Genomic DNA, 21219 nt, shown 5'->3' with positions numbered 1-21219 from the left:
AGCCGAAGTTGGCGGCACGGGCTATCTGCTCGGTGCGGGGAAGTACTTGAGCACGCCCTCCTGTACGACGGTCGCGACGACCTGTCCGGAGCGATCGAAGAAATGCCCGGTGCCCAATCCGCGCGAGTCGGCAGCGACCGGCGATGAGGTGGAGTACAGCACCCAATCGTCGAAGTCGACCTGGCGATGAAACCAGACCGAGTGATTGGCCGACGCGGCGAAGATTCGGTCGTATCCCCATGACAATCCGTGAGTGGTGATCACCGAGTCCAGCACGGTGGTGTCCGAGGAGTACAGCATCGTCGCGGTGTGCAGCACCGGATCGTTGGGCAGCGCGCCCGATGCCTTGAGCCAAACCCGGTTATGAACAAGGCTTTCGTCCTTGTCGCGCATCACCCAGGACGGGTCGTTGGTGTAGCGCCAGTCGACCGGCTGCAGCGCGTTGACGAAGTGCGGAAGCATCTGCTCGTATCCGCGCAGCAATTCGGCCAGGGGCGGGACGGATTCCGGTTCGGCGACTGCCGGCGGCTCGACACCGTGCTCGAGACCCCGCCCGCCGGACATGTAGGCGATCATCGCCGTGCACAGCAACCTCCCGTCTTGCACGGCGTCGACGCGGCGGTTGGCGAAGCGGCGCTCGTCGCGCAGCCGCACGACGTGGAATTCGATGTCCTTGTGGGTGTCGCCGCCGTTGACGAAATGCACCGACAGCGCGCTCGGCGGCAGATTTCCGCGGACCAGCGTCCGGGTGCTCGCGACGAACGACTGCGCCACCAGCTGGCCACCGAACGTGCGCATCGGGTTCTTGCTGGGGTGCGATCCGACGAATTGGTGGTCGGCGACACGGTTGAGATCCAGCACCGCCAGCAACTCGTCGAAGTCAGACACGCTTCACCCTAATTGCCCGGCTCCTCCCCGTCGGCACCGCGGCCCGCATCGTCACCAGGCTAAACGTCGTCCTCGCCGATGCGGTGCACGTGGATCAGGTTGGTCGAGCCCACCGTTCCCGGAGGTGCCCCGGCCACGATGACCACCAGATCACCGCGCTTATAGCGCCCGAGTTCGAGCAGCGACTTGTCCACCTCTCTGATCATGCCGTCGGTGGACTTCATGTGCGGGACGATGAATGTCTCGGTCCCCCAGGTCATGGCCAGCTGACTGCGTACCTCCGGCAAGTCGGTGAACGCCAGCAAAGGCAACGGGGTGTGCAGGCGGGCCAATCGCCGGACGGTGTCGCCGGACTGGGTGAACGCCACCAGGGCCTTCGCGTCCAGTCGCTCGCCGATGTCACGCGCGGCGTAGGAGATCACTCCCCGCTTGGTGCGCGGCACGTGTGTCAGCGGCGGCGCGGCAGTGGAATTCTCTTCGACCGCACACACGATGCGCGACATCGTCTTGACCGCCTGGAGCGGGTACTTGCCGACGGAGGTTTCGCCGGACAGCATGAGCGCGTCGGCGCCGTCGAGCACGGCGTTGGCGACGTCGGACGCCTCGGCCCTGGTGGGCCTGGAATTCTCGATCATCGAATCCAGCATCTGGGTCGCGACGATAACCGGCTTGGCGTTCTCGCGGGCCATCTGGATGGCCCGCTTCTGCACCAGCGGCACTTCCTCCAGTGGTAGCTCGACTCCGAGGTCACCGCGCGCCACCATCACCGCGTCGAACGCCAGCACGATGGCCTCGAGGTTGTCGATGGCTTCGGGTTTTTCGAGCTTCGCGATCACCGGGACCCGCCGCCCGACCCGGTCCATCACCTCGTGAACCAACTCGACGTCGGAGGGTGACCGCACGAAGGACAGCGCCACCATGTCGACACCCAGCTTGAGCGCGAAGGTCAGATCCTGGATGTCCTTTTCGGACAGCGCAGGGGCGGACACATTCATCCCCGGCAGCGAGATTCCCTTGTTGTTGCTGACCGGACCGCCCTCGACCACCTTGCACAACACGTCGTCGCCCTCGACGCGATCGACGACGAGTCCGACCTTGCCGTCGTCGACGAGCACCCGGTCACCGGGCGTGGCATCTTCGGCCAGCCGCTTGTACGTGGTGGAAACCCGGTCGTGGGAGCCACCGCACTCGGCGACGGTGATGCGGATGGTTTCGCCGTCGGCCCAGTAGGTGGGGCCGCTGGCGAAACGCCCGAGCCTGAGTTTGGGTCCCTGTAGATCGCACAGCACGCCAACGGCGCGGCCGGTGTCGTTGGAAGCACGTCGGACGCGGTTATAGGCGGCTTCGTGATCCGCGTAGTCGCCATGACTGAAGTTCATTCGGGCGACGTCCATTCCGGCTTCTACCAGGTCACGGACTAACTCGTCGGTGGGGGTGGCCGGCCCGAGGGTGCAGACGATCTTTCCGCGTCTAGTCACGACGACAAAGCATAGTCGCGCCCGATTGCATCAGGGTGACTGGAAGGCCCGAGACACGTCGATGCCGCGTTGCTCAAGTGGGCTCCCGGCTTCATGTGCGACGCCGAAAGTGCCGCTCGCGGCGCGAGCCAGCGGGCCCAGCGGGGCCCGATCAGCCGGTCAGGAGGGTCGGCACCAACGGGAAGCCGGGCAGGTTGCGCACCACCGTCCACGCTGCCGCCGCGACCAACAAGGTGATCGTCGTGGGTGTCGGCAACCAGGAACGTCCGCCGAACCGGCGCACCAGGATCCAGACGGCCAGCAGCGGGATCACAACCAGCGCGAACACATTGTCGGTGGCGGCGGCCAACAGGTCACCATGTAGTAGGTCGTGAGTCATCCGAAGGCCACCGCAGGCCGGACAGTTCCAGCCGGTGAGAAATTTGAACGGACACAGCGGGTAAACCGAATCCGGTTTGTGTGGATCACAGACCCCGATGTACGTCAGCGCACCAGTCAGCAGGACAGCCGATCCTGCCGTGACTACCTTGGGCGTTGCCGGGGCGGGCGAGTCAGGTTCCATCGCGCAATGGACGCCCCTGCGGGTCGGTGACCTTGTCGGTCAGGATCAGCACCGCGTCGATGACGCCCCATACCCAGGCTCCGATCCCGCAGGTCACCCAGCCAACCACCAATTGTGCGATACCCAGGCCCACATAACCCGCGTAAATGCGCCCGATGCCGACAAAACCGAAGAGCCCCACCAGTTGCAGCAGACCGGCGACGGTCTTCGACTTGTCCGAATACGGTTGCCCGGTCACGGGATGCCGGCCGAACGGCGCTGACGGGTCGTAGCCAGCTCCATACTGCGGGTATTGCGGGTACGACGGATAGGGGGGCGGAAAAGGCGGCGGCGGATACCCCGCGTCCGGCGGGGAGCCCGACTCGCTGGCGCCGGGCCACGGCTGGTCAGTCACGGGTTCAGCATGCCAGATACCGCGTGTCGCCGCCCTGTCGTCACATCGGCCGCTCTGGCACCGGTCCTGACCCGGTGACACGTCCTGGGACAGGATCTCAGCGGTGGCATCAGTAGCGTTGTAGCGCAATCGAATTCAGGCTTGCGACGAGGTTACGAGCGCTGTCTGCGGAGCCGGAGCCGCCATCGTTGACGTGCTGCGCCGGCGGTCGCCGCCGCAATGTCCGGGGTCGGGCTCGGAGGCGCGGGGGTGTCGTCATCGTCGTTCTCCGGCTCGACGGCCTCGGGTGCGGTGCCGACGGTCTCGGTCTCTGTGACGGTCTCGCTCAATTCGGGTTCGTCGGCCTCGTTCTCGGCGGCAGCCCCGCCGGCTTTCTCGGCTTCGTCGGCTTCGTCGGCCTTGTCGGCGCTGTCGGCGGCGGCCTCGTCGATCTCGGCGGCAGCTTCGCCGGTCTCGCCGGTCCCGTCGGCGGCGGCGCCGGCCTCGTCGGTCTCGGCGGCGTCGTTCTCTTCGGCTTCGTCAGCCTCGTTGGTCTCGTCAGCAGCTCCGTCGACCTCGTCGACTTCCGCGACTTCGTCGGCCACGTCGGCTTCTGCGGTCTCGTCGGCTTCGACGGTCTCGGCGGCTTCCTGGGATCTAACGTCAGGCTGTTCAGCCTCCGGCGCTGCGGCCGCTTCCTCGGCTTCGTCGGCGTCCTCGCTCACTGCCGGGGCGGCACCTAGCAACGGGTGACCACCAGGCTTGGCGGCGGTCGACGGGACCTCACCCGCCGGTTCGACGTCTGCTGCCTCTGCGGGTTCATCAGTAGGCTCGGATTGCACCGTCTCTGCGGCCTCGGGCTCGGCGTCCTCGACCGCCGTTTCGATCGCGTCGATCCCTTGAGGCTCCACCGGTGCTTCTACCTCAACCCCTGCCTCTTCCGGCTCGGCTTCCTCGACCTCGGCCGTCACCGGCTCAGCCGCGGTGGGCTCCGACTCCACTTCGGCCTCTGCGCCCTGGTGCTCGTCGGCCTCGGCAAGATCCGCCGCGACAGGCTCGTCGGCAACCTCGGGTTCAAGATCTACGGCTTCGACATCGGCTTCGTCGGCTTCTTCAGCTTCTTCAGACACTTCAGCCAGTTCGCCGTCTTCTTCGGCAGCAACTTCACCGCCTTCGGCGGCAACTTCGGCGGCAACTTCGGCGGCAACTTCGGATTCGCCGTGTTCGGTCTCGCCAACTTCGGCGGTGTCCCCTTCGACCACCTCGGCCACCGCGGCTTGGGCCTCCGTCACCTCCGGCTCGGACTCCACATCGGAGTCGGCAGCTGAAACCTCCGCCGTCTCCGACTCACCGTCAACAGCAGAAACGGGATCGTGATCAGCGTCGGCTTCATCGGCTTCATCGGCTTCATCGGCTTCATCGCCGTCATCGACTGCTTCGCCGCCAGCGACCGCCATCGGAGCCGCTGCGGTCGCCGCGGCGGCGCCGACACCGGCCAGCTCTTTGTCCGGCTCCGGCTCCGGCTCCGGCTCCAAGACTTCGTCGGCATCGTCGGCCCCACGACCGCGCAGCAGTGCCGGATCCTCACGTCCCTTCGGCGCCAGGATGATGTAGACGACCGCACCGATGAAGACGAACGTCGATGTGAACGTGTTGATCCGAATGCCGGCGATGTGTGTCGCGGTGTCATCGCGCAGCAGTTCCACGCCGAATCGCCCGACGCAGTACAGCGCGACATACGACGCGAACAGTCGCCCGTGGCCAAGAATGAAACGCCGGTCCAGGGCCAGCAGGATGCCGAAAACCAGCAGGTTCCACAGCAACTCGTAGAGGAAAGTGGGCTGCACGACCAGCGCCACCTGCCCCGTCGAGACGCCGTCGAGTGAGTGCACGTCGACGTATCCCGCCGGGTCGCGTCGGTAAAAGATTTCCAGGCCCCACGGCATCGTCGTTTCGCGCCCGTAGAGCTCTTGGTTGAAGTAGTTTCCGAGCCGTCCGATGGCCTGCGCCAACACCACTCCGGGCGCTACCGCATCGATGAACGCGGGCAACGGGACTCCGTGCCGCCTACAGCCGATCCAGGCACCCACGACGCCGAGCGCCACGGCACCCCAGATACCCAGACCGCCGTCCCAGATCCGCAGCGCCGCGCTCAAACCCGCACCGCCCGGACCCCAATAGGTCTGCCAGTCCGTGGCCAGGTGGTAGAGGCGGCCGCCGATCAGACCGAACGGCACCATCCACAGTGCGATGTCGTAGACGACACCCCGCTGGCCGCCGCGGGCCGCCCAGCGCCGGTCCCCGATCATCAGAGCGACGATGATGCCGGTGATGATGAAGAACGCGTAGGCGCGAATGGGCAGCGGTCCCAAGTGCCAGACGCCCCGCGGGGGGCTGGGAAAAGAGGCGAGATACGTCTGGGACATCGCAGCGATCATGCGCAGTCACTCCGGCGCACACCGGCGGCGAGTTCCTCGGTCAAGACCCGCAAGGCGGCTAAACCCTCACCCAAGGCCGAAACCAGTGCGGAACCCACGATCACGCCGTCGGCATACGCGCCGATCTGCGCGGCCTGCTCACCCGAGCGCACCCCAAGGCCGACCCCGACCGGTATGTCAGCCACCGCCTTCACCCTTCGCACCAGTTCCGGTGCGGCCGTCGACACCGCATCGCGCGCCCCCGTCACACCCATCGTCGAAGCTGCGTAAACGAATCCGCGCGAAGCCTCGACAGTGGCCGCCAGCCGTTCGGGCGTCGAAGACGGCGCCACCAGGAAGATGCGATCCAAGCCACGCTCCTCTGACGCCGCAATCCACTGCACCGCCTCGTCGGGAATCAGGTCGGGGGTGATCAGTCCCTGACCTCCGGCCGCTGCCAGGTCGCGGGCGAAGGCACCGATCCCGTAGCGCAGCACCGGATTCCAATAGGTCATCACCACGGCGTGACCACCGGCGGCACTGATCGCCTCGACCGCGGTCAGCGTGTCGCGCACCCGCACTCCCCCACTCAAGGCCCGCTCCGTGGCCCGCTGAATCGTCGGACCGTCCATCCCCGGATCAGAGTAAGGCACACCGACTTCGATGATGTCGCAACCGGATTCCACCAGCGCGGTCATCGCCTGTAGTGATGTCGGCACGTCCGGGTAGCCGGTGGGCAGATAACCGATCAACGCCGCTCGACCGTCAGCGCGACACGAATCGAACAACGGGCCCAGCCTGCTGGCCTCGCTCTGCCGCACCGTCATGACTCGTCCATCAGGCCGAACCACTTGGCGGCGGTCTCCACGTCCTTGTCGCCGCGGCCCGACAGGTTCACCACAATGACCGCGTCCCTTCCGAGTTCGACACCCAGCTTCAGGGCGCCAGCCACCGCGTGCGCGGATTCGATGGCCGGGATGATGCCTTCCGATCGGGACAGCAGACCGAACGCGTCCATCGCCTCGGTGTCGGTGATCGGCTCGTACTGAACGCGTCCCGCGTCTTTGAGCCAGGCGTGCTCCGGGCCAACCCCGGGGTAGTCCAAACCCGCTGAGATGGAGTGTGATTCGACCGTCTGGCCATCTTCGTCCTGCAACAGGTAGGAGAACGAACCCTGGAAAGCACCGGGTGACCCACCGGTGAACGTCGCCGCGTGCCGACCGGTCGCGACACCGTCGCCCGCGGCCTCGTAGCCCACCAACCGCACGCCGGGATCGTCGAGGAACGCGTGGAAGATCCCGATCGCGTTGGATCCGCCACCGACGCAGGCGACCACCGCGTCGGGCAACCTGCCTGCCTGCTGCAGGATCTGTACGCGCGCCTCCATGCCGATGATGCGCTGGAAATCGCGCACCATGGTCGGGAAGGGATGCGGCCCGGCGGCAGTGCCGAAGCAGTAGTAGGTGTTGTCGGCGTTGGTGACCCAGTCCCGGAAAGCCTCGTTGATGGCGTCCTTGAGGGTTCTGGATCCGGTCTCCACCGAGACCACCGTGGCACCGAGCAACCGCATGCGGGCCACATTGAGCGCCTGGCGGGCGGTGTCCACCGCACCCATGTAGATGATGCAGTCCAGACCCATCAGCGCGCAGGCGGTGGCCGTGGCGACGCCGTGTTGGCCCGCGCCCGTCTCGGCGATGACCCGGGTCTTACCCATCCGGCGAGCCAACAGCGCCTGGCCAAGCACATTGTTGATCTTGTGAGAACCGGTGTGGTTCAAGTCTTCTCGCTTGAGAAAGATGCGCGCCTGCCCGGCGTGCCCGCCCAGCCGGGTGGTCTCGTACAACGGTGACGGCCGGCCGGCGTAATGCGTCTGCAGCTTGTCCAGAGTGTCCAGGAAATCCTGGTCGACGCGTTCCTTCTCGTAGGCGACGGTGACTTCCTCGATGACGGCCATCAGCGCTTCCGGGACGTAACGTCCGCCGTAAACGCCGAAATGACCGCCCGCGTCCGGGTCGTAGTGGGTGCGTTCGACGATGGCGGCGCTGGTACGCGGAATATCCGGATTCGACAGGTCTGCCATCACAAAGACTCAGGGCGTGCGCGAGACATCAACGGCTAGCGAGCCGGTTTCGGACAGGATGGGTGGGTTCCGGCGGTAACCAGGTCGGCGACCGCCGCACGGGGGTCACCGCTTTTCACCAGACCCTCGCCGACGAGAACCGCGTCGGCGCCCGCGCCGGCATAGGCCAGCAGGTCACCAGTGTGGCGCACGCCGGACTCGGCGATTCTGATCACCTTGCTGGGTAGCCCGGGGGCGATCCGCGCGAAGCAGTCCCGGTCGACTTCCAGGGTGGTGAGATCGCGGGCATTGACCCCGATTACATTGGCGCCCGCCCTCAGAGCCCGGTCGGCTTCCTCTTCGGTGTGCACCTCGACGAGGGCTGTCATCCCGAGAGACTCCGTCCGGTCGAGCATCGACACCAGCGCCGACTGGTCAAGCGCCGCGACGATGAGCAACAACATGTCGGCGCCGTGCGCCCTGGCCTCGTGGATCTGATAGGGCTGCACCACAAAGTCTTTGCGCAACACCGGGATTGACACCGCGGCCCGCACCGCGTCGAGGTCGTCGAGCGAACCGTTGAAACGTCGCTCCTCGGTCAGCACGCTGATGATCCGGGCGCCGCCATCCTCGTAGGCACGGGCCAGCTTCGCCGGGTCGGCGATCGTGGCCAGCGGACCCTTCGACGGACTGGCGCGCTTCACCTCGGCAATCACGCCGATCCCGGGCTCCCGCAGCGCGGCCATCACGTCGCGAGGCGGCGGGGCGGCAGCTGCGGCGGCCTTGATTTCAGAAAGACTCACCCGGGCTTCGCGCGCGGCAACATCGGCCCGGACTCCCTCAAGAATGGAGTCAAGCACGTTGGCCGGACTCATACCTGCGGTTCCTTCCTTCTGTAACCCACTGTGCGTCTGGGTCACCCCGCGCTCGTCAACCGATTTCGACGGCGTGAGAGAAGGGTAGCGACCGCCACGAATGGGTCCGTCACCGCCCCTCGGTGTCCGGGTCGCGCGGTCGATCGGTAGGGTCGCGACCCTCGTCGAGCGCATCCCAGATCATGCGCTCCGAGAGCTGCGACTGCCCGTCGCGACCCTGCGCCCCATCCTCGATCTGTGTCCCGTCGATCTCCCGCGCCGCCGAGCGACGCGCCCCGGGAGCCAGGTACTTCGTGCTGCCCGGACGGGCGGATCCAGCGACCGACGCCGAGCGCATCAACAACGCCGCGGCGATCAGGGTGCACACCGCGGCCGCCACCGTCACCACCGCCCCGGAGTACTGACGGGTGCTGCCCACCAACGTCGCCACCGGGACATGTGCGAGATCAGCGCCGCGCGCGGCCACATCCGGTACGGCCCAGAGGCTGACGCCCAGATAGCCGACCGCAAAGCTCGCGGCCGCCAGCAACGCCGCCAGGGCGCGCAGCTGCCAGCCACGCACCGCCAGCGCCGCGACCGCGGCGGCCAGGTTCACGATCGCCAGGGGTAGCAGCGCCGTCGACCAGGACGCTCCTGACAGGGCGATCTGCTTCGGCGGCCCCAGCCCGTCGAACGACCGGATGACGACCCAGGTGAACCGCGACGCCCCCCACAGCGCACCGGCCCCGACCACCAGCAGCAGTTGAGCAACACCGGTGATGATCCGGCCGCGGCGCTGGTTTTCAGTCACCGGGCGTGCCCGGGGCCGTCAGCGTCTCTGCCGCGGCGATCGCGTTGAGCACGGCCCGCGCCTTATTCCTCGACTCGTTGTACTCGTAAGGCCCGTTGGAGTCGGCCACGACGCCTCCGCCGGCCTGGACGTAGGCGGTTCCATCACGCATCAGCGCGGTGCGGATGGCGATCGCGAAGTCGGCGTTTCCGGCGAAGTCGAGGTAGCCCACCACGCCGCCGTACAGGCCGCGACGGGTCCTCTCCACCTCCTCAATGAGCTCCATCGCCCGCACCTTGGGAGCCCCCGACAGGGTGCCGGCCGGGAAGCAGGCGGTCACCGCGTCCAGAGCCGTTCTGCCCTCGGCCAGCAGGCCCGTCACCGTGGACACCAGATGCATCACGTGGCTGTAGCGCTCGATGTGGCTGTAGTCCTCGACGCGGACGGTGCCCGGCGTGCAGACCCGGCCCAGGTCGTTGCGGCCGAGGTCCACCAGCATCAGGTGCTCGGCCAGCTCCTTCTGGTCGGCCAGCAGCTCCTTTTCGAGCAGCACGTCCTCTTCTTCGGTTTCCCCCCGCCACCGCGTCCCGGCGATCGGATGCGTCGTCGCCCGTCCGTCCTGCACGGTGACCAGCGCCTCGGGACTGGAGCCGACAATCGAAAAGTCCACTGCGCCTTCGGCATCGGGAATTTGCAGCAGGTACATGTACGGGCTCGGATTGCTCACTCGCAGCATCCGGTAAACATCGATCGGGTCGACGTCGGTGTCCATTTCAAACCGCTGCGACGGCACGACCTGAAATGCCTCACCGGCGGCGATCTGCTCTACCAAGTAGTCGACGATCGCGCCGTACTCCTCGACGGTGCGTTGGGAACGATGCACCGGTTCGGGTTTGCTGAACGTGGATACCGTCGAGGGCAGCGGCTGACCCAGCGCCGCGGTCATCACGTCGAGCCGCGCGACCGCGTCGTCGTAGGCCCAGTCCACCCGCTCGTCGGTGCCGTTCCAGTTGACCGCGTTGGCGATCAGGGTGATGGTGCCCTCGTGGTGGTCAACCGCAGCCACATCGGTGGCCAGGAGCAACAGCATGTCCGGCAGCTTCAGGTCGTCGACAGCAAGCTCGGGTAGACGCTCCAGCCGCCGCACCATGTCGTAGGCGAAGTAGCCGACCATGCCGCCGGACAGCGGCGGCAGCCCCGGCCTTGAATCCTGGGGAGCGGCGGTCGCCAGAACCTCCAACGTGGCGCGCAACGCGTCCAGCGGATCGCCGCCGGCGGGAGCGTCCTTGGGCACCGCGCCCAGCCACACCGCATGGCCGTCTCGCACGCTCAACGCCGTCGGCGCCCCGGCACCGATGAACGACCAGCGTGACCACGACCGGCCGTTTTCGGCCGACTCGAGCAGGAAAGTCCCGGGCCGGCCGGCGGCGAGCTTGCGATACGCCGAGAGCGGAGTTTCGCTGTCGGCCAGAACCTTGCGAGTCACCGGGACTACCCGATGCTCGGCCGCCAACACGCGGAAATCCTTCCGCGTCGTCGTGGCTGCGAGGTTGGCGTGCACCGAACCATCCAATCAGATTGCGGGGCGACCGCCCGCGTAGCGTGGCGACCATGAAAATTGGTGACACCGTGGCCGACTTCGAGCTACCCGATCAGACCGGCGCGCCGCGCAAACTCAGCGACCTGCTGAGCGACGGGCCGGTGGTGCTGTTCTTCTACCCCGCGGCGATGACGCCGGGGTGCACCAAGGAGGCGTGTCACTTCCGCGACCTGGCGTCCGAATTCGCCGCCGTGGGAGCCAACCGGGTCGGCATCAGCACCGACCCCGTGCAGAAGCAGGCGAAGTTCGCCGACACCCAGAACTTCGACTACCCGCTGCTGTCGGACAGCGACGGAAAGGTGGCAACCCAGTTCGGCGTCAAGCGCGGTTTGCTGGGCAAGTTGATGCCGGTCAAGCGCACCACGTTCGTCATCGGCACCGACCGCACCGTGCTCAACGTGATTTCCAGCGAGATCAGCATGGACACTCACGCGGACAAGGCCCTGGAGACGCTGCGCGGCCGCTGAGATCCGGGCACAGCCAGCGAACGAATCCCGATTGATCGAGCTGTTCTGGCTTGAGCACATCCGCTGCTGCACCGCCACCAGCGTGGTTACCGATTCACGGGCTGATCGCCAAAAACAACCAGGCGGCCAGTATGACGAGATGAACCTCGCCCTCGAGGCGCGTCGCCCGGCCTGGCACCACGGTCAGCACACTGACCACCATGGTCAGCGCCAACAGCACCAACTGGGTGGGTCCGAGCCCCAAGAGCAGCGGACCACGGATCCAAATCGAGGCCAGCGCGATGGCAGGGATGGTGAGCCCGATGCTGGCCATCGCCGAACCGTAGGCCAGGTTGAGGCTGATCTGCATACGACCGTGGCGCGCCGCGCGGCCGGCGGCAAGGGTTTCCGGTAGCAGCACCACCAGGGCGATCACCACGCCGACGAACGAATGCGGAAAGCCCGCTGCGGCGACCATCCGCTCGATGATCGGCGATTCCACCTTGGCCAGCCCCACCACGGCCACCAACGCGACGGACAGCACTCCCAGGCTGACCAGCGCCGACTTCGTGCTCGGCGGTGCTGCGTGGTTCTCGTCGTCGACCGCCCCCTTCTGCACCACCGGAAGGAAGAAGTCACGGTGCCGCACCGTCTGGGTGAAGACAAACATCAGGTACAGCGCCAGCGAGGCGACCGCGGCGAAAGCGAGCTGCCCCGGGGAAAACTGCGGACCCGGATGACTTGTGGTGAAGGTCGGCAGCACCAGGCCCAACGTCGCCAGCGTGGCGACGGTGGCCAGCGCCGAGCCGCTGCCGTGGGCGTTGAACCAGGTCACACCGTAACGCCGGGAACTGAGCAGCAGCGACAAGCCGATGATCCCGTTGGTGGTGATCATGACCGCCGCGAACACCGTGTCACGCGCAAGGGTGGCCGCTTTGTCGCCACCCGAGGTCATCAGGGTGACGATCAGCGCCACCTCGATCACAGTCACCGCAACAGCCAGCACCAGCGACCCGAACGGCTCGCCGACCCGGTGCGCCACCAGCTCGGCGTGATGAACCGCCGCCAGCACCGCACCGCCGAGCAACAGGGCCACCACCGCACCAAGCACCAGCCCGATCTCCTGACCCCAGGTGAAAATCAACGCGACAAGCGCGATCAGCGGTGCCGCGACGTTCCAGGAGACACGTTTGACCACCGACCGCTCCTTTCGTCATCACCTTTGCCAGTCCGGTTGCCGCACGCCGAGAAAGCGACTCCGGCTAAACGGTTTGCGCTGCCTTGCTCAGCCGGCCACGGACAAGCCTGAAATCAGATGAGCCGCAACGTCCATCTTCGGCATACCCAGCCCGGTATCGGCGAAACACGTTCTGATACAACCGATTACGTGTACCGGTACCCCAACTGAGGCCACCCCGTCAGCGGATGGCAACCGCACTGGTGTGCACCTGCCAGCGAAATTTGCAGCGCCCCAATTGTACCAGTGCGTTAATTCCGCCTAACTGCGGCTCAGTAGCATGCTTGCATGCCGACCAGCGCAGACCGCGACCCCGGGCAGGGCCTACACGAAGGCGAAAACTTCGCCGGATACACAATCGTGCGGCGGCTCGGTGCCGGCGGAATGGGTGAGGTGTACCTGGCGGAACATCCCCGTCTGCCGCGGCGGGATGCGTTGAAGATCCTCCCGGCAGAGTTCACCTCGAACCAGGAGTTCCGGCAGCGGTTCAACCGCGAGGCCGACCTGGCCGGCAGCCTGTACAACGAGCACATCGTCGGCATCCACGACCGTGGCGAGTACCAGGGGCAGCTGTGGTTGTCGATGGACTACGTGGAAGGAACCGACGCCGCCCGACTGCTGCGCGACCGCTACCCCTCCGGAATGCCGCTGCCAGACGTGATCGACATCATCACGGCCGTCGCCGAAGCACTTGACTACGCCCATTCGAAGGGTCTGCTGCACCGCGATGTGAAACCCGCCAACATCCTGTTGGGCGAAACCGGCCCGCGGCGCCGAATCCTGCTCGCCGATTTCGGGATCGCCCGGGAACTCGGCGAAATCAGCGGCCTGACCGCCACAAACATGATGATGGGCACCACCGCCTACTGCGCGCCCGAGCAGCTGCAGGGTTCCGATCTCGACGGGCGCGCCGATCAGTACGCGCTGGGCTGCGCCGCGTATCAATTGCTGACCGGAAGCGCCCCGTTCCAGCACTCCAACCCCGCGGTGGTGATCACCCAGCACCTGTCGTCCCCCCCGCCGCCGCTCAGCGAGCGTCGACCCGAGCTGGGTTACCTCGATCCCGTCATCGCCAGAGCCCTCGCTAAGGAACGATCCGCGCGTTTTGCGACCTGCTCGGAATTCGCCGCCACACTGGCCGCGCAGCCAGGCACGCTCCAGGCACCCGTCGCCACGGCGCCCATTGAGGCACCCACCCAGGTGATCGCGGCGCCGCCGAAGGCGGCCGGGCGCCGTCGTGCCCCGCTAATCGCCACGCTGATAGCGGTCGCACTGGTGGTGGTGGCCGTGATTCTCGGGGTGGTGGTGATGCGCGGGCATTCCGCCGGACAACAGGCGGCGGACACCTCGAGCGGAGGCAGCAGCCCCTCACCCTCAGCGACCAGCGCGACTCCGCCCGCGCTTAAATTGGCCGATCTGGTGACCGACAATGCAGGAGTGTTGGGGCCGGGCGAACGCCTGCTGGTCGAGCGCGCAGTCCGCAAGCTCTACGACGAACGCGGCACTCGGCTGTGGGTGGTCTACGTCAGCGATTTCGGTGGCGTAAGACCCGCCAAGTGGACCGAAAATGTCATGCGCGCCAACGGTTTCACCGACACAGACGTCCTGCTGGCCATCACCACCGACCGACCGTTCTTCATCTTCCACGTGCCGGCGGCAGTCACGGTAGGCAAGCCCATCGACGTCGAGCAGATCCGCCGAGACCGCATCAGGCCGGACGTGGAGCGGCGCGAATGGACCCGAGCCGCGCTGGCGGCGGCCACCGGGTTGGACGTGCCCGCCAGTTAGCCCTCGGGTTCCAGCAGTACCGCGGCGTCGAAGCAGCTGTGGTCGCCGGTGTGGCAGGCGCCGCCCTCCTGATCGACGGTCAACAGCACGGTGTCGCCGTCGCAGTCCAGGCGCACCGAGTGCACGTGTTGGGTGTGCCCCGAGGTTGCTCCCTTGATCCACTGCTCGCCGCGGGACCGCGAGAAGTAGGTGGCTTCGCGGGTTTCCAGGGTGCGGGCCAGCGCGTCGTCGTCCATCCAGGCGACCATCAGCACATCACCGCTGCCGCGCTCCTGCACCACAGCGGTGAACAATCCGTCGGCATTGCGTTTCAAGCGCGCGGCGATCCTGGGGTCGAGACTCATTTCGCGGTGATCCGCACGGTGATGTCGTTGGCGGCCATGGCGGCCTTCACCTGCCCGATGCTCAGCTCCCGGAAGTGAAACACGCTGGCCGCCAACACCGCATCCGCCCCGGCGTCGACCGCCGGCGCGAAATGCTCGACCGCCCCTGCGCCGCCACTGGCGATCACCGGCACGGTGACCGCCGCACGCACCGCGCGCAGCATCGCCAGATCGAACCCCGCTTTGGTGCCGTCGGCGTCCATCGAGTTCAGCAGGATCTCACCTACGCCCAACTCGGCGCCGCGGGCCGCCCACTGCACCGCGTCGATCCCGGTACCCTGCCGGCCGCCGTGAGTGGTGACTTCCCAACCCGACGGCGTCGGCGCCGATCCCTCCGGCACGGCGCGGGCGTCGACCGACAACACGATGCACTGCGAACCGAATTGCCTTGCCAGTTCCGCCAATAGATCGGGCCGGGCGATGGCGGCGGTGTTGACCGACACCTTGTCCGCTCCGGCGCGCAACAGGGTGTCGACGTCGGCCACGGTGCGCACCCCACCGCCGACGGTGAGCGGGATGAACACCTGCTCGGCGGTGCGGCGCACAACGTCGAGCATGGTGGCTCGCCCGGAGGAGGATGCCGTCACGTCGAGAAACGTCAGCTCGTCGGCGCCCTCGGCGTCGTATGCCGCCGCCAGCTCGACGGGATCACCCGCGTCTCTGAGGTTTTCAAAGTTGACACCCTTGACGACACGGCCATCGTCGACGTCCAGGCAGGGGATCACGCGCACGGCGAGCCCGTCACCGGAATGATGCTGCATCTCAGTAGTCCTCCGGTTGCCCCGTGCTGCGCAGGATTTCGAGGATCTCGCCATGCACACCGGGCGCGGCGGCCAGCGCGGACCGCGACGCCGGCGTCCATCGTTCGCCGGCCAGGTCGGTGACGACGCCGCCGGCGGCGCGGACCAGCACCACTCCGGCGGCGTGATCCCACACGTGGCTACCGAAACTAATTGCGCCACCTAGGATCCCGTCTGCAACATAGGCGAGGTCGAGGCCGGTCGAGCCGTGCATACGCAGCCTCGACGACAGCCGGCTGAGGTTTTCCAGCACCGCCACCCGGTAGCGCCCGGGGAACCGGCCGCGGGAGTCGGCGCTAAACGAGCCGGCGCCGACGAGCGCGTCCGCCAACTCGCCGGACGCCAACTTCGGCTGCGGCTCACCGTTTTTCATCAACAGGCCGCCCGTTACGGCGGTGTACCGCTGGCCGGTGAAGGGCAGCCAGGTCAACCCGGCCACCGGTTCGCCGTCGCGCAGCAGCCCCAGCAGGATCCCCGCCATCGGCGACCCGGCTGCGTAGTTGAATGTGCCGTCGACCGGGTCCAGCACCCAGACCCACGGCGAGTCGACGTCGGCACCGCCGTACTCTTCGCCGTGCACCTCGATACCGGTCGCTGCGACCAGTGCATCGACGACCTGGCGTTCGATGGCGAGGTCGACCTCGGTGGCGAAGTCGTTGCCCTTCTTGCGGACCGCCGAATCGGCGCGGTGGCCGGCCAGAAACGGCTCGACGGCATCGTCGAGAATGTCCGACGCTTGCCGAACCAGCGCATCCAGATCCATGCCGCTACTCCCGCACCGCGGCCAGCGCCTGGGGCAGTGTGAACCGGCCGGCATAGAGCGCCTTGCCCACGATGGCGCCCTCGATCCCGCGGTCGGTCAGGGTTGCGATCGCACGCAGGTCGTCCAGGCTGGACACACCACCGGAGGCGATCACCGGCGCGTCGGTGCGTTCGGCGACCCGGGCCAGCAGGTCGAGGTTGGGACCGCCCAGGGTGCCGTCCTTGGTGACGTCGGTGACGACGTAGCGCGAGCACCCCTCGGCGTTCAGCCGGTCCAGCACCTCCCACAGATCGCCGCCGTCGGTCTCCCAACCACGGCCGCGCAACCGATGTGCGCCATCGACGATTTGGACGTCCAGCCCGACCGCGACCTTGTCGCCGTGCTCGGCGATGGCCCTGGCACACCACTGCGGGTTCTCCAACGCCGCGGTGCCCACATTGACGCGGGCGCAGCCGGTGGCCAATGCGGCCGCCAGGGAATCGTCGTCGCGGATGCCGCCGGACAACTCGACCTGGACATCGAGCTTGCCCACCACTTCGGCCAGCAGTTCGCGGTTGGAGCCGCGGCCGAAGGCGGCGTCCAGGTCGACCAGGTGGATCCAGTCGGTACCGTCGCGCTGCCAGCCCAGGGCGGCGTCCAGCGCCGAGCCGTATTCGGTTTCGCTGCCGGCCTTGCCCTGTACCAGGCGCACCGCACGGCCTTCGACGACGTCGACGGCCGGCAACAGAATCAGCGCCATGCCTACAGCCCCTCAACCCAGTTGTGCAGGATGGCGGCTCCGGCGTCCCCGCTCTTCTCCGGGTGAAACTGGGTGGCGGACAGTGCTCCGTCTTCCACCGCCGCCAGAAACGGCACCTCATGTGTGGCCCACGTCAACATCGCTTCGGGTGAACCTTCCCACCGCTGCGCGGCGTAGGAGTGGACGAAATAGAACCGGGTGTCCGCGCTGAGTCCCCGGAAGAGCACGCTGTCAGGCGCGGCGTCGACCACATTCCACCCCATGTGCGGGATCACCGGCGCGTCCAGCCGAGTCACCGAGCCGGGCCACTGACCGCAGCCGGTGGTCTCGACGCCGAACTCGACGCCGCGTGCGAACAGGATCTGCATGCCCACGCAGACACCCAATACCGGATGCCCCGCGGCGACCCGCTCGGCGATGATCCGTTCGCCGCCGATCTTGCGCAGGCCGGTCATGCACGCCTCGAAGGCACCCACGCCGGGCACCACCAGTCCGTCGGCAGCCAGCGCCGCTGCCGCGTCGGCGGTGACTTCCACGTTCGCGCCGACTCGCTCCAGCGCGCGTTGCGCCGAGCGCAAATTACCGGAGCCGTAGTCCAGAACTACGACGGATTTCCCAGTCACAGAACACCTTTGGTCGACGGCACACCCGATACGCGGGGATCGGGCTCGACGGCCTGGCGCAGCGCGCGGGCCACGGCCTTGTACTGCGCCTCGGTGATGTGGTGCGGGTCGCGTCCGTACAGCACCCGCACGTGCAGCGCGATGCGGGCGTTGGCGGCCAGCGACTCGAACACGTGCCGGTTGATGACGGTGTGATAGGGCACCGAATTTCCGGCGATCGTGGTGTGTTGCAGATGATCCGGTTCTCCGGTGTGCACGCAGTACGGCCGGCCGGACACGTCGACAGCGGCGTGCGCCAGCGTCTCGTCCATCGGGATGAACGCGTCGCCGAACCGGCGGATGCCCTTCTTGTCGCCGAGGGCCTGCCCGAGTGCGGAGCCCAGGGCGATCGCGGTGTCCTCGATCGTGTGGTGCGCCTCGATCTCCACGTCACCCTTGGTGCGCACCATCAGGTCGAAGCTGGCGTGGGAGCCCAGTGCGGTGAGCATGTGGTCGTAGAACGGCACGCCGGTGTCGATGTCCACCTCGCCGGTGCCATCCAGGTCCAGTTCGATGACGATGTCGGATTCTCGGGTGCGACGTTCGATGCGCGCACGCCGTCTTTCGGTTGTCACTGTGCTCCTAATGTCTGGTCGCGACCCGCTTCGCCCGGCTCCGCCGCGCTCGCGATCGCTCCGAATGTCTGGTCGCGACCCGCTTCGCCCGGCTCCGCCGCGCTCGCGATCGCTCCGAATGTCTGGTCGCGACCCGCTTCGCCCGGCTCCGCCGCGCTCGCGATCGCTCCGAATGTCTGGTCGCGACCCGCTTCGCCCGGCTCCGCCGCGCTCGCGATCGCTCCGAATGTCTGGTCGCGACCCGCTTCGCCCGGCTCCGCCGCGCTCGCGATCGCTCCGAATGTCTGGTCGCGACCCGCGCCTACCGGACTGGGGTTGCCCAGATCGGTGGTGGCAATCTGGGCGCTCACCCGCAAGAACGCGTCGTTCTCGTCGTCCATCCCGATGGTGGCGCGCAGATAACCGGGAATGCCGACGTCGCGAATCAGGACGCCGGCTTCCAGGTAATGCTGCCAGGCGGCCGCCGCGTCGGCGAATTCACCGAACAGGACGAAGTTGGCGTCGCTTGGGATGACTCGAAATCCCATGTGTGTCAGTGCCGTTGACACCCGTTCCCGTTCGGCGATCAGGGTGGCGACGCTGCCCAGAGTGTCGTCGGCATGCCGCAACGCCGCCCGCGCCGCCGCCTGCGTGACCGACGACAGATGGTAGGGCAGTCGAACCAGCAGCATGGCCTCCACCAAGGCCGGGGTGGCAACCAGGTAGCCAAGTCGACCGCCGGCGAAGGCGAACGCTTTGCTCATCGTGCGGGTGACGACGAGCTTGGTCGGATATTCCCCGACCAGGGTGATGGCGCTGGGCTGCGACGAGAACTCGCCGTAGGCTTCGTCAACGATCACGATGCCCGGTGCCGCTTCGAGCAGCCGGCGCAGGCCGGACAGCGAGATGCTCTGTCCCGAAGGATTATTCGGGCTGGCGATGAAGACCACGTCGGGCCGGCGGTCCGCCACGGCGGCGACCGCCTGGTCGATGTCCAGGCTGAAGTCGTCGGCGCGGGCGGCTTCGAGCCATTCGGTGCGGGTGCCGTCGGAGATGATGGGGTGCATCGAATAGGACGGCACGAAGCCGATGGCGCTGCGGCCCGGACCGCCGAATGCCTGCAGCAGCTGCTGCAGTATTTCATTGGAACCATTTGCCGCCCAGACGCTTTCGACGGCGACAGGGGTTCCGGTCTGGGCGCTGAGGTAGGCGGCGAGGTCGGTGCGCAGCGCCACCGCGTCCCGGTCGGGGTAGCGATGCAGGTCGGCGGCCGCCTCGCGCACCGAGCGCACGACGTCATCGATCAGCGCCTGGGTCGGCGGGTGCGGGTTCTCGTTGGTGTTCAGCCGCACCGGCACGTCCAGTTGCGGCGCACCGTAGGGCGACTTGCCGCGCAGGTCCTCCCGCAGCGGCAGGTCGTCGAGGGTCGGTGTCCTCACCGCTCGAACCTCCGGCGTACCGCCTCGCCGTGCGAAGGCAGGTCTTCGGCCTTGGCGAGCGTGACGACGTGACCCGAGACGTCTTTGAGGGCGGCCTCGGTGTAGTCGACGACGTGGATACCACGCAGGAAGGTCTGCACCGACAGGCCGCTGGAGTGGCGCGCGCTACCGGCGGTAGGCAGCACGTGGTTGGAGCCTGCGCAGTAGTCGCCGAGGCTTACCGGTGCATACGGTCCCACGAAAATGGCTCCCGCTGAGCGGATCCGGGTCGCAACCTGTGCCGCGTCGACGGTCTGGATCTCCAGGTGTTCGGCGGCGTAGGCATTCACCACCTTCACGGCCGCATCGAGGTCGTCGGTCAAAATGATCTTCGACTGCGGGCCGGACAACGCGGTGGCCACCCGCTCGCGGTGGACAGTGGTCAGGAGCTGGGCGGCGAGTTCGGCGTCCGTAGCGTCCGCCAGCTCTGGGCTGGGAGTGACCAGGACGCTGGCGGCCATCTCGTCGTGTTCGGCCTGGCTGATCAGGTCGGCGGCCACGTGCGCGGGGTCGGCGGTGTGGTCGGCCAGGATCGCGATCTCGGTGGGGCCGGCTTCGGCGTCAATGCCGACCTGGGAACGGCACAGCCGTTTGGCGGCGGTGACGTAGATGTTGCCGGGTCCGGTGATCATGTCGACGGGGACGAGTTCGCTTCCGCCGGTGTCGGTGCCGCCGTATGCCAGCAGGGCCACCGCCTGTGCCCCGCCGACCGCCCAGACTTCGTCGACGCCCAGCAGGTGGGCCGCGGCCAGGATGGTCGGGTGCGGCAGGCCGCCGAATGCCGCCTGGGGCGGGCTGGCCACGACCAGCGAGTCGACACCGGCCGCCTGGGCCGGCACCACGTTCATAACCACGCTGGATGGGTAGACCGCGTTTCCGCCGGGGACGTACAACCCCACCCGCTCCACCGGTACCCAGCGTTCGGTGACGGTGGCTCCCGGGCCCAGGGTGGTTGTGGTGTCGGCACGGCGCTGATCGGCGTGGACGGCGCGGGTCCGTTCGATCATCACCTGTAGGGCTTCCCGCACATCGGCGTCCAGGCCCACCGCGGCCGCCTCGAGCGCGCCCTCGGGCACCCGCACGGCGGCGGGCCGGACACCGTCGAACTCCTCGCCGTAGTTCAAGGCGGCCACCGCCCCACGCTCGGCGACAGCCTCGACGATGGGCCGCACCGTGGGCAGCACGGCTTCCACGTCGACGCCGCCACGCGGCAGTTCAGCGCGCAAGCGCGCAGCCGTCAACTCCACACCCCGCAAGTCGATACGGGACAGCGGCGAGGGCGATGTGGTCACGTCGACCATTGTCCCAGAGCAGCTCAACTCGATATTCGACCGGTACAGTGCGCGGG

General features: G+C 67.3%; 20 protein-coding genes and 1 pseudogene. 2 read left to right on the top strand and 19 right to left on the bottom strand.

Translation table 11 applies throughout. The features are described from left to right. Positions 1-21: 21 nt before the first annotated feature. From JX552_RS13740 to JX552_RS13695, 10 genes are all read right to left on the bottom strand, one after another. Positions 22-888 (bottom strand): acyl-CoA thioesterase II, encoded by an 867-nt coding sequence (locus JX552_RS13740; RefSeq protein WP_205877906.1) that lies wholly within the window; start codon positions 886-888, stop codon positions 22-24. A 59-nt stretch (positions 889-947) separates the two neighbouring features. Further along, the gene (gene pyk / locus JX552_RS13735; protein ID WP_205877905.1) at positions 948-2366 is read right to left on the bottom strand and encodes a pyruvate kinase; all 1419 of its coding nucleotides are present in this window, start codon (positions 2364-2366) and stop codon (positions 948-950) included. A gap of 151 nt (positions 2367-2517) precedes the next feature. Further along, entirely contained in the window at positions 2518-2928 is a 411-nt protein-coding gene (locus JX552_RS13730; protein WP_205877904.1) for a DUF2752 domain-containing protein, read from the bottom strand. Further along, positions 2918-3322, bottom strand: coding sequence for a TM2 domain-containing protein (locus JX552_RS13725; RefSeq protein ID WP_205877903.1), 405 nt, complete (start codon positions 3320-3322; stop codon positions 2918-2920). Before JX552_RS13725 ends, JX552_RS13730 begins: the two co-directional genes overlap by 11 nt. A 152-nt stretch (positions 3323-3474) precedes the next feature. Next, positions 3475-5727: a prolipoprotein diacylglyceryl transferase gene (gene lgt / locus JX552_RS13720; RefSeq protein ID WP_205877902.1), complete on the bottom strand. Its 2253-nt coding sequence runs from the start codon at positions 5725-5727 to the stop codon at positions 3475-3477. Positions 5728-5735: 8 nt separating this feature from the next. Then, positions 5736-6545 carry a tryptophan synthase subunit alpha gene (trpA, locus tag JX552_RS13715; RefSeq protein WP_205877901.1) on the bottom strand — a complete coding sequence of 270 codons (810 nt, stop codon included), beginning with the start codon at positions 6543-6545 and terminating at the stop codon, positions 5736-5738. After that, positions 6542-7798 (bottom strand): tryptophan synthase subunit beta, encoded by a 1257-nt coding sequence (gene trpB, locus JX552_RS13710; RefSeq protein ID WP_205877900.1) that lies wholly within the window; start codon positions 7796-7798, stop codon positions 6542-6544. Before trpB ends, trpA begins: the two co-directional genes overlap by 4 nt. Positions 7799-7833: 35 nt before the next feature. Then, positions 7834-8652, bottom strand: coding sequence for an indole-3-glycerol phosphate synthase TrpC (trpC, locus tag JX552_RS13705; RefSeq protein WP_205877899.1), 819 nt, complete (start codon positions 8650-8652; stop codon positions 7834-7836). 109 nt (positions 8653-8761) lie between these two features. Further along, entirely contained in the window at positions 8762-9412 is a 651-nt protein-coding gene (locus JX552_RS13700) for a TIGR02234 family membrane protein (RefSeq protein WP_205878429.1), read from the bottom strand. A gap of 22 nt (positions 9413-9434) precedes the next feature. Next, complete coding sequence (locus JX552_RS13695; RefSeq protein WP_205877898.1) at positions 9435-10982, bottom strand: anthranilate synthase component I; 1548 nt, start codon at positions 10980-10982, stop codon at positions 9435-9437. 50 nt (positions 10983-11032) lie between these two features. On the opposite strand from JX552_RS13695, the gene JX552_RS13690 reads away from it, so the two are divergent. Then, the gene (locus JX552_RS13690; RefSeq protein WP_205877897.1) at positions 11033-11488 is read left to right on the top strand and encodes a peroxiredoxin; all 456 of its coding nucleotides are present in this window, start codon (positions 11033-11035) and stop codon (positions 11486-11488) included. Positions 11489-11582: 94 nt separating this feature from the next. Here the strand turns inward: JX552_RS13690 and JX552_RS13685 are convergent, their stop codons facing one another. Next, complete coding sequence (locus tag JX552_RS13685; RefSeq protein ID WP_205877896.1) at positions 11583-12665, bottom strand: calcium:cation antiporter; 1083 nt, start codon at positions 12663-12665, stop codon at positions 11583-11585. 327 nt (positions 12666-12992) lie between these two features. On the opposite strand from JX552_RS13685, the gene JX552_RS13680 reads away from it, so the two are divergent. Continuing rightward, on the top strand, positions 12993-14492 hold the full coding sequence (locus JX552_RS13680) for a serine/threonine-protein kinase (RefSeq protein WP_205877895.1): 1500 nt from the start codon (positions 12993-12995) through the stop codon (positions 14490-14492). Here the strand turns inward: JX552_RS13680 and hisI are convergent. The 8 genes and pseudogenes from hisI to hisD form a co-directional block, all read right to left on the bottom strand. Continuing rightward, entirely contained in the window at positions 14489-14836 is a 348-nt protein-coding gene (hisI, locus tag JX552_RS13675; protein WP_205877894.1) for a phosphoribosyl-AMP cyclohydrolase, read from the bottom strand. The two genes, JX552_RS13680 and hisI, sit on opposite strands and share 4 nt — an antisense overlap. Continuing rightward, positions 14833-15636: an imidazole glycerol phosphate synthase subunit HisF gene (gene hisF / locus JX552_RS13670; RefSeq protein WP_205877893.1), complete on the bottom strand. Its 804-nt coding sequence runs from the start codon at positions 15634-15636 to the stop codon at positions 14833-14835. The genes hisI and hisF overlap by 4 nt, the downstream gene beginning before the upstream one ends. Before the next feature lies 1 nt (position 15637). Beyond that, on the bottom strand, positions 15638-16438 hold the full coding sequence (locus JX552_RS13665; RefSeq protein WP_205877892.1) for an inositol monophosphatase family protein: 801 nt from the start codon (positions 16436-16438) through the stop codon (positions 15638-15640). Between the two features lie 4 nt (positions 16439-16442). Next, positions 16443-17177: a bifunctional 1-(5-phosphoribosyl)-5-((5-phosphoribosylamino)methylideneamino)imidazole-4-carboxamide isomerase/phosphoribosylanthranilate isomerase PriA gene (priA, locus tag JX552_RS13660; RefSeq protein WP_205877891.1), complete on the bottom strand. Its 735-nt coding sequence runs from the start codon at positions 17175-17177 to the stop codon at positions 16443-16445. A 2-nt stretch (positions 17178-17179) separates the two neighbouring features. Further along, complete coding sequence (hisH, locus tag JX552_RS13655) at positions 17180-17800, bottom strand: imidazole glycerol phosphate synthase subunit HisH (protein WP_205877890.1); 621 nt, start codon at positions 17798-17800, stop codon at positions 17180-17182. After that, positions 17797-18426 (bottom strand): imidazoleglycerol-phosphate dehydratase HisB, encoded by a 630-nt coding sequence (gene hisB, locus JX552_RS13650; RefSeq protein ID WP_205878428.1) that lies wholly within the window; start codon positions 18424-18426, stop codon positions 17797-17799. The genes hisH and hisB overlap by 4 nt, the downstream gene beginning before the upstream one ends. A gap of 284 nt (positions 18427-18710) precedes the next feature. After that, a pseudogene (locus JX552_RS13645) lies at positions 18711-19832 on the bottom strand (histidinol-phosphate transaminase); the annotation flags it as partial. After that, positions 19829-21172: a histidinol dehydrogenase gene (gene hisD, locus JX552_RS13640; RefSeq protein WP_205877889.1), complete on the bottom strand. Its 1344-nt coding sequence runs from the start codon at positions 21170-21172 to the stop codon at positions 19829-19831. The gene hisD and the pseudogene JX552_RS13645, both read right to left, overlap by 4 nt. Positions 21173-21219: the final 47 nt, after the last annotated feature.

Source organism: Mycobacterium gordonae (assembly GCF_017086405.1).
Lineage (GTDB): Bacteria > Actinomycetota > Actinomycetes > Mycobacteriales > Mycobacteriaceae > Mycobacterium > Mycobacterium gordonae_D.
Note: the sequence above shows the minus strand (reverse complement) of the source record. Positions and strands in the feature narration are given on the sequence as shown.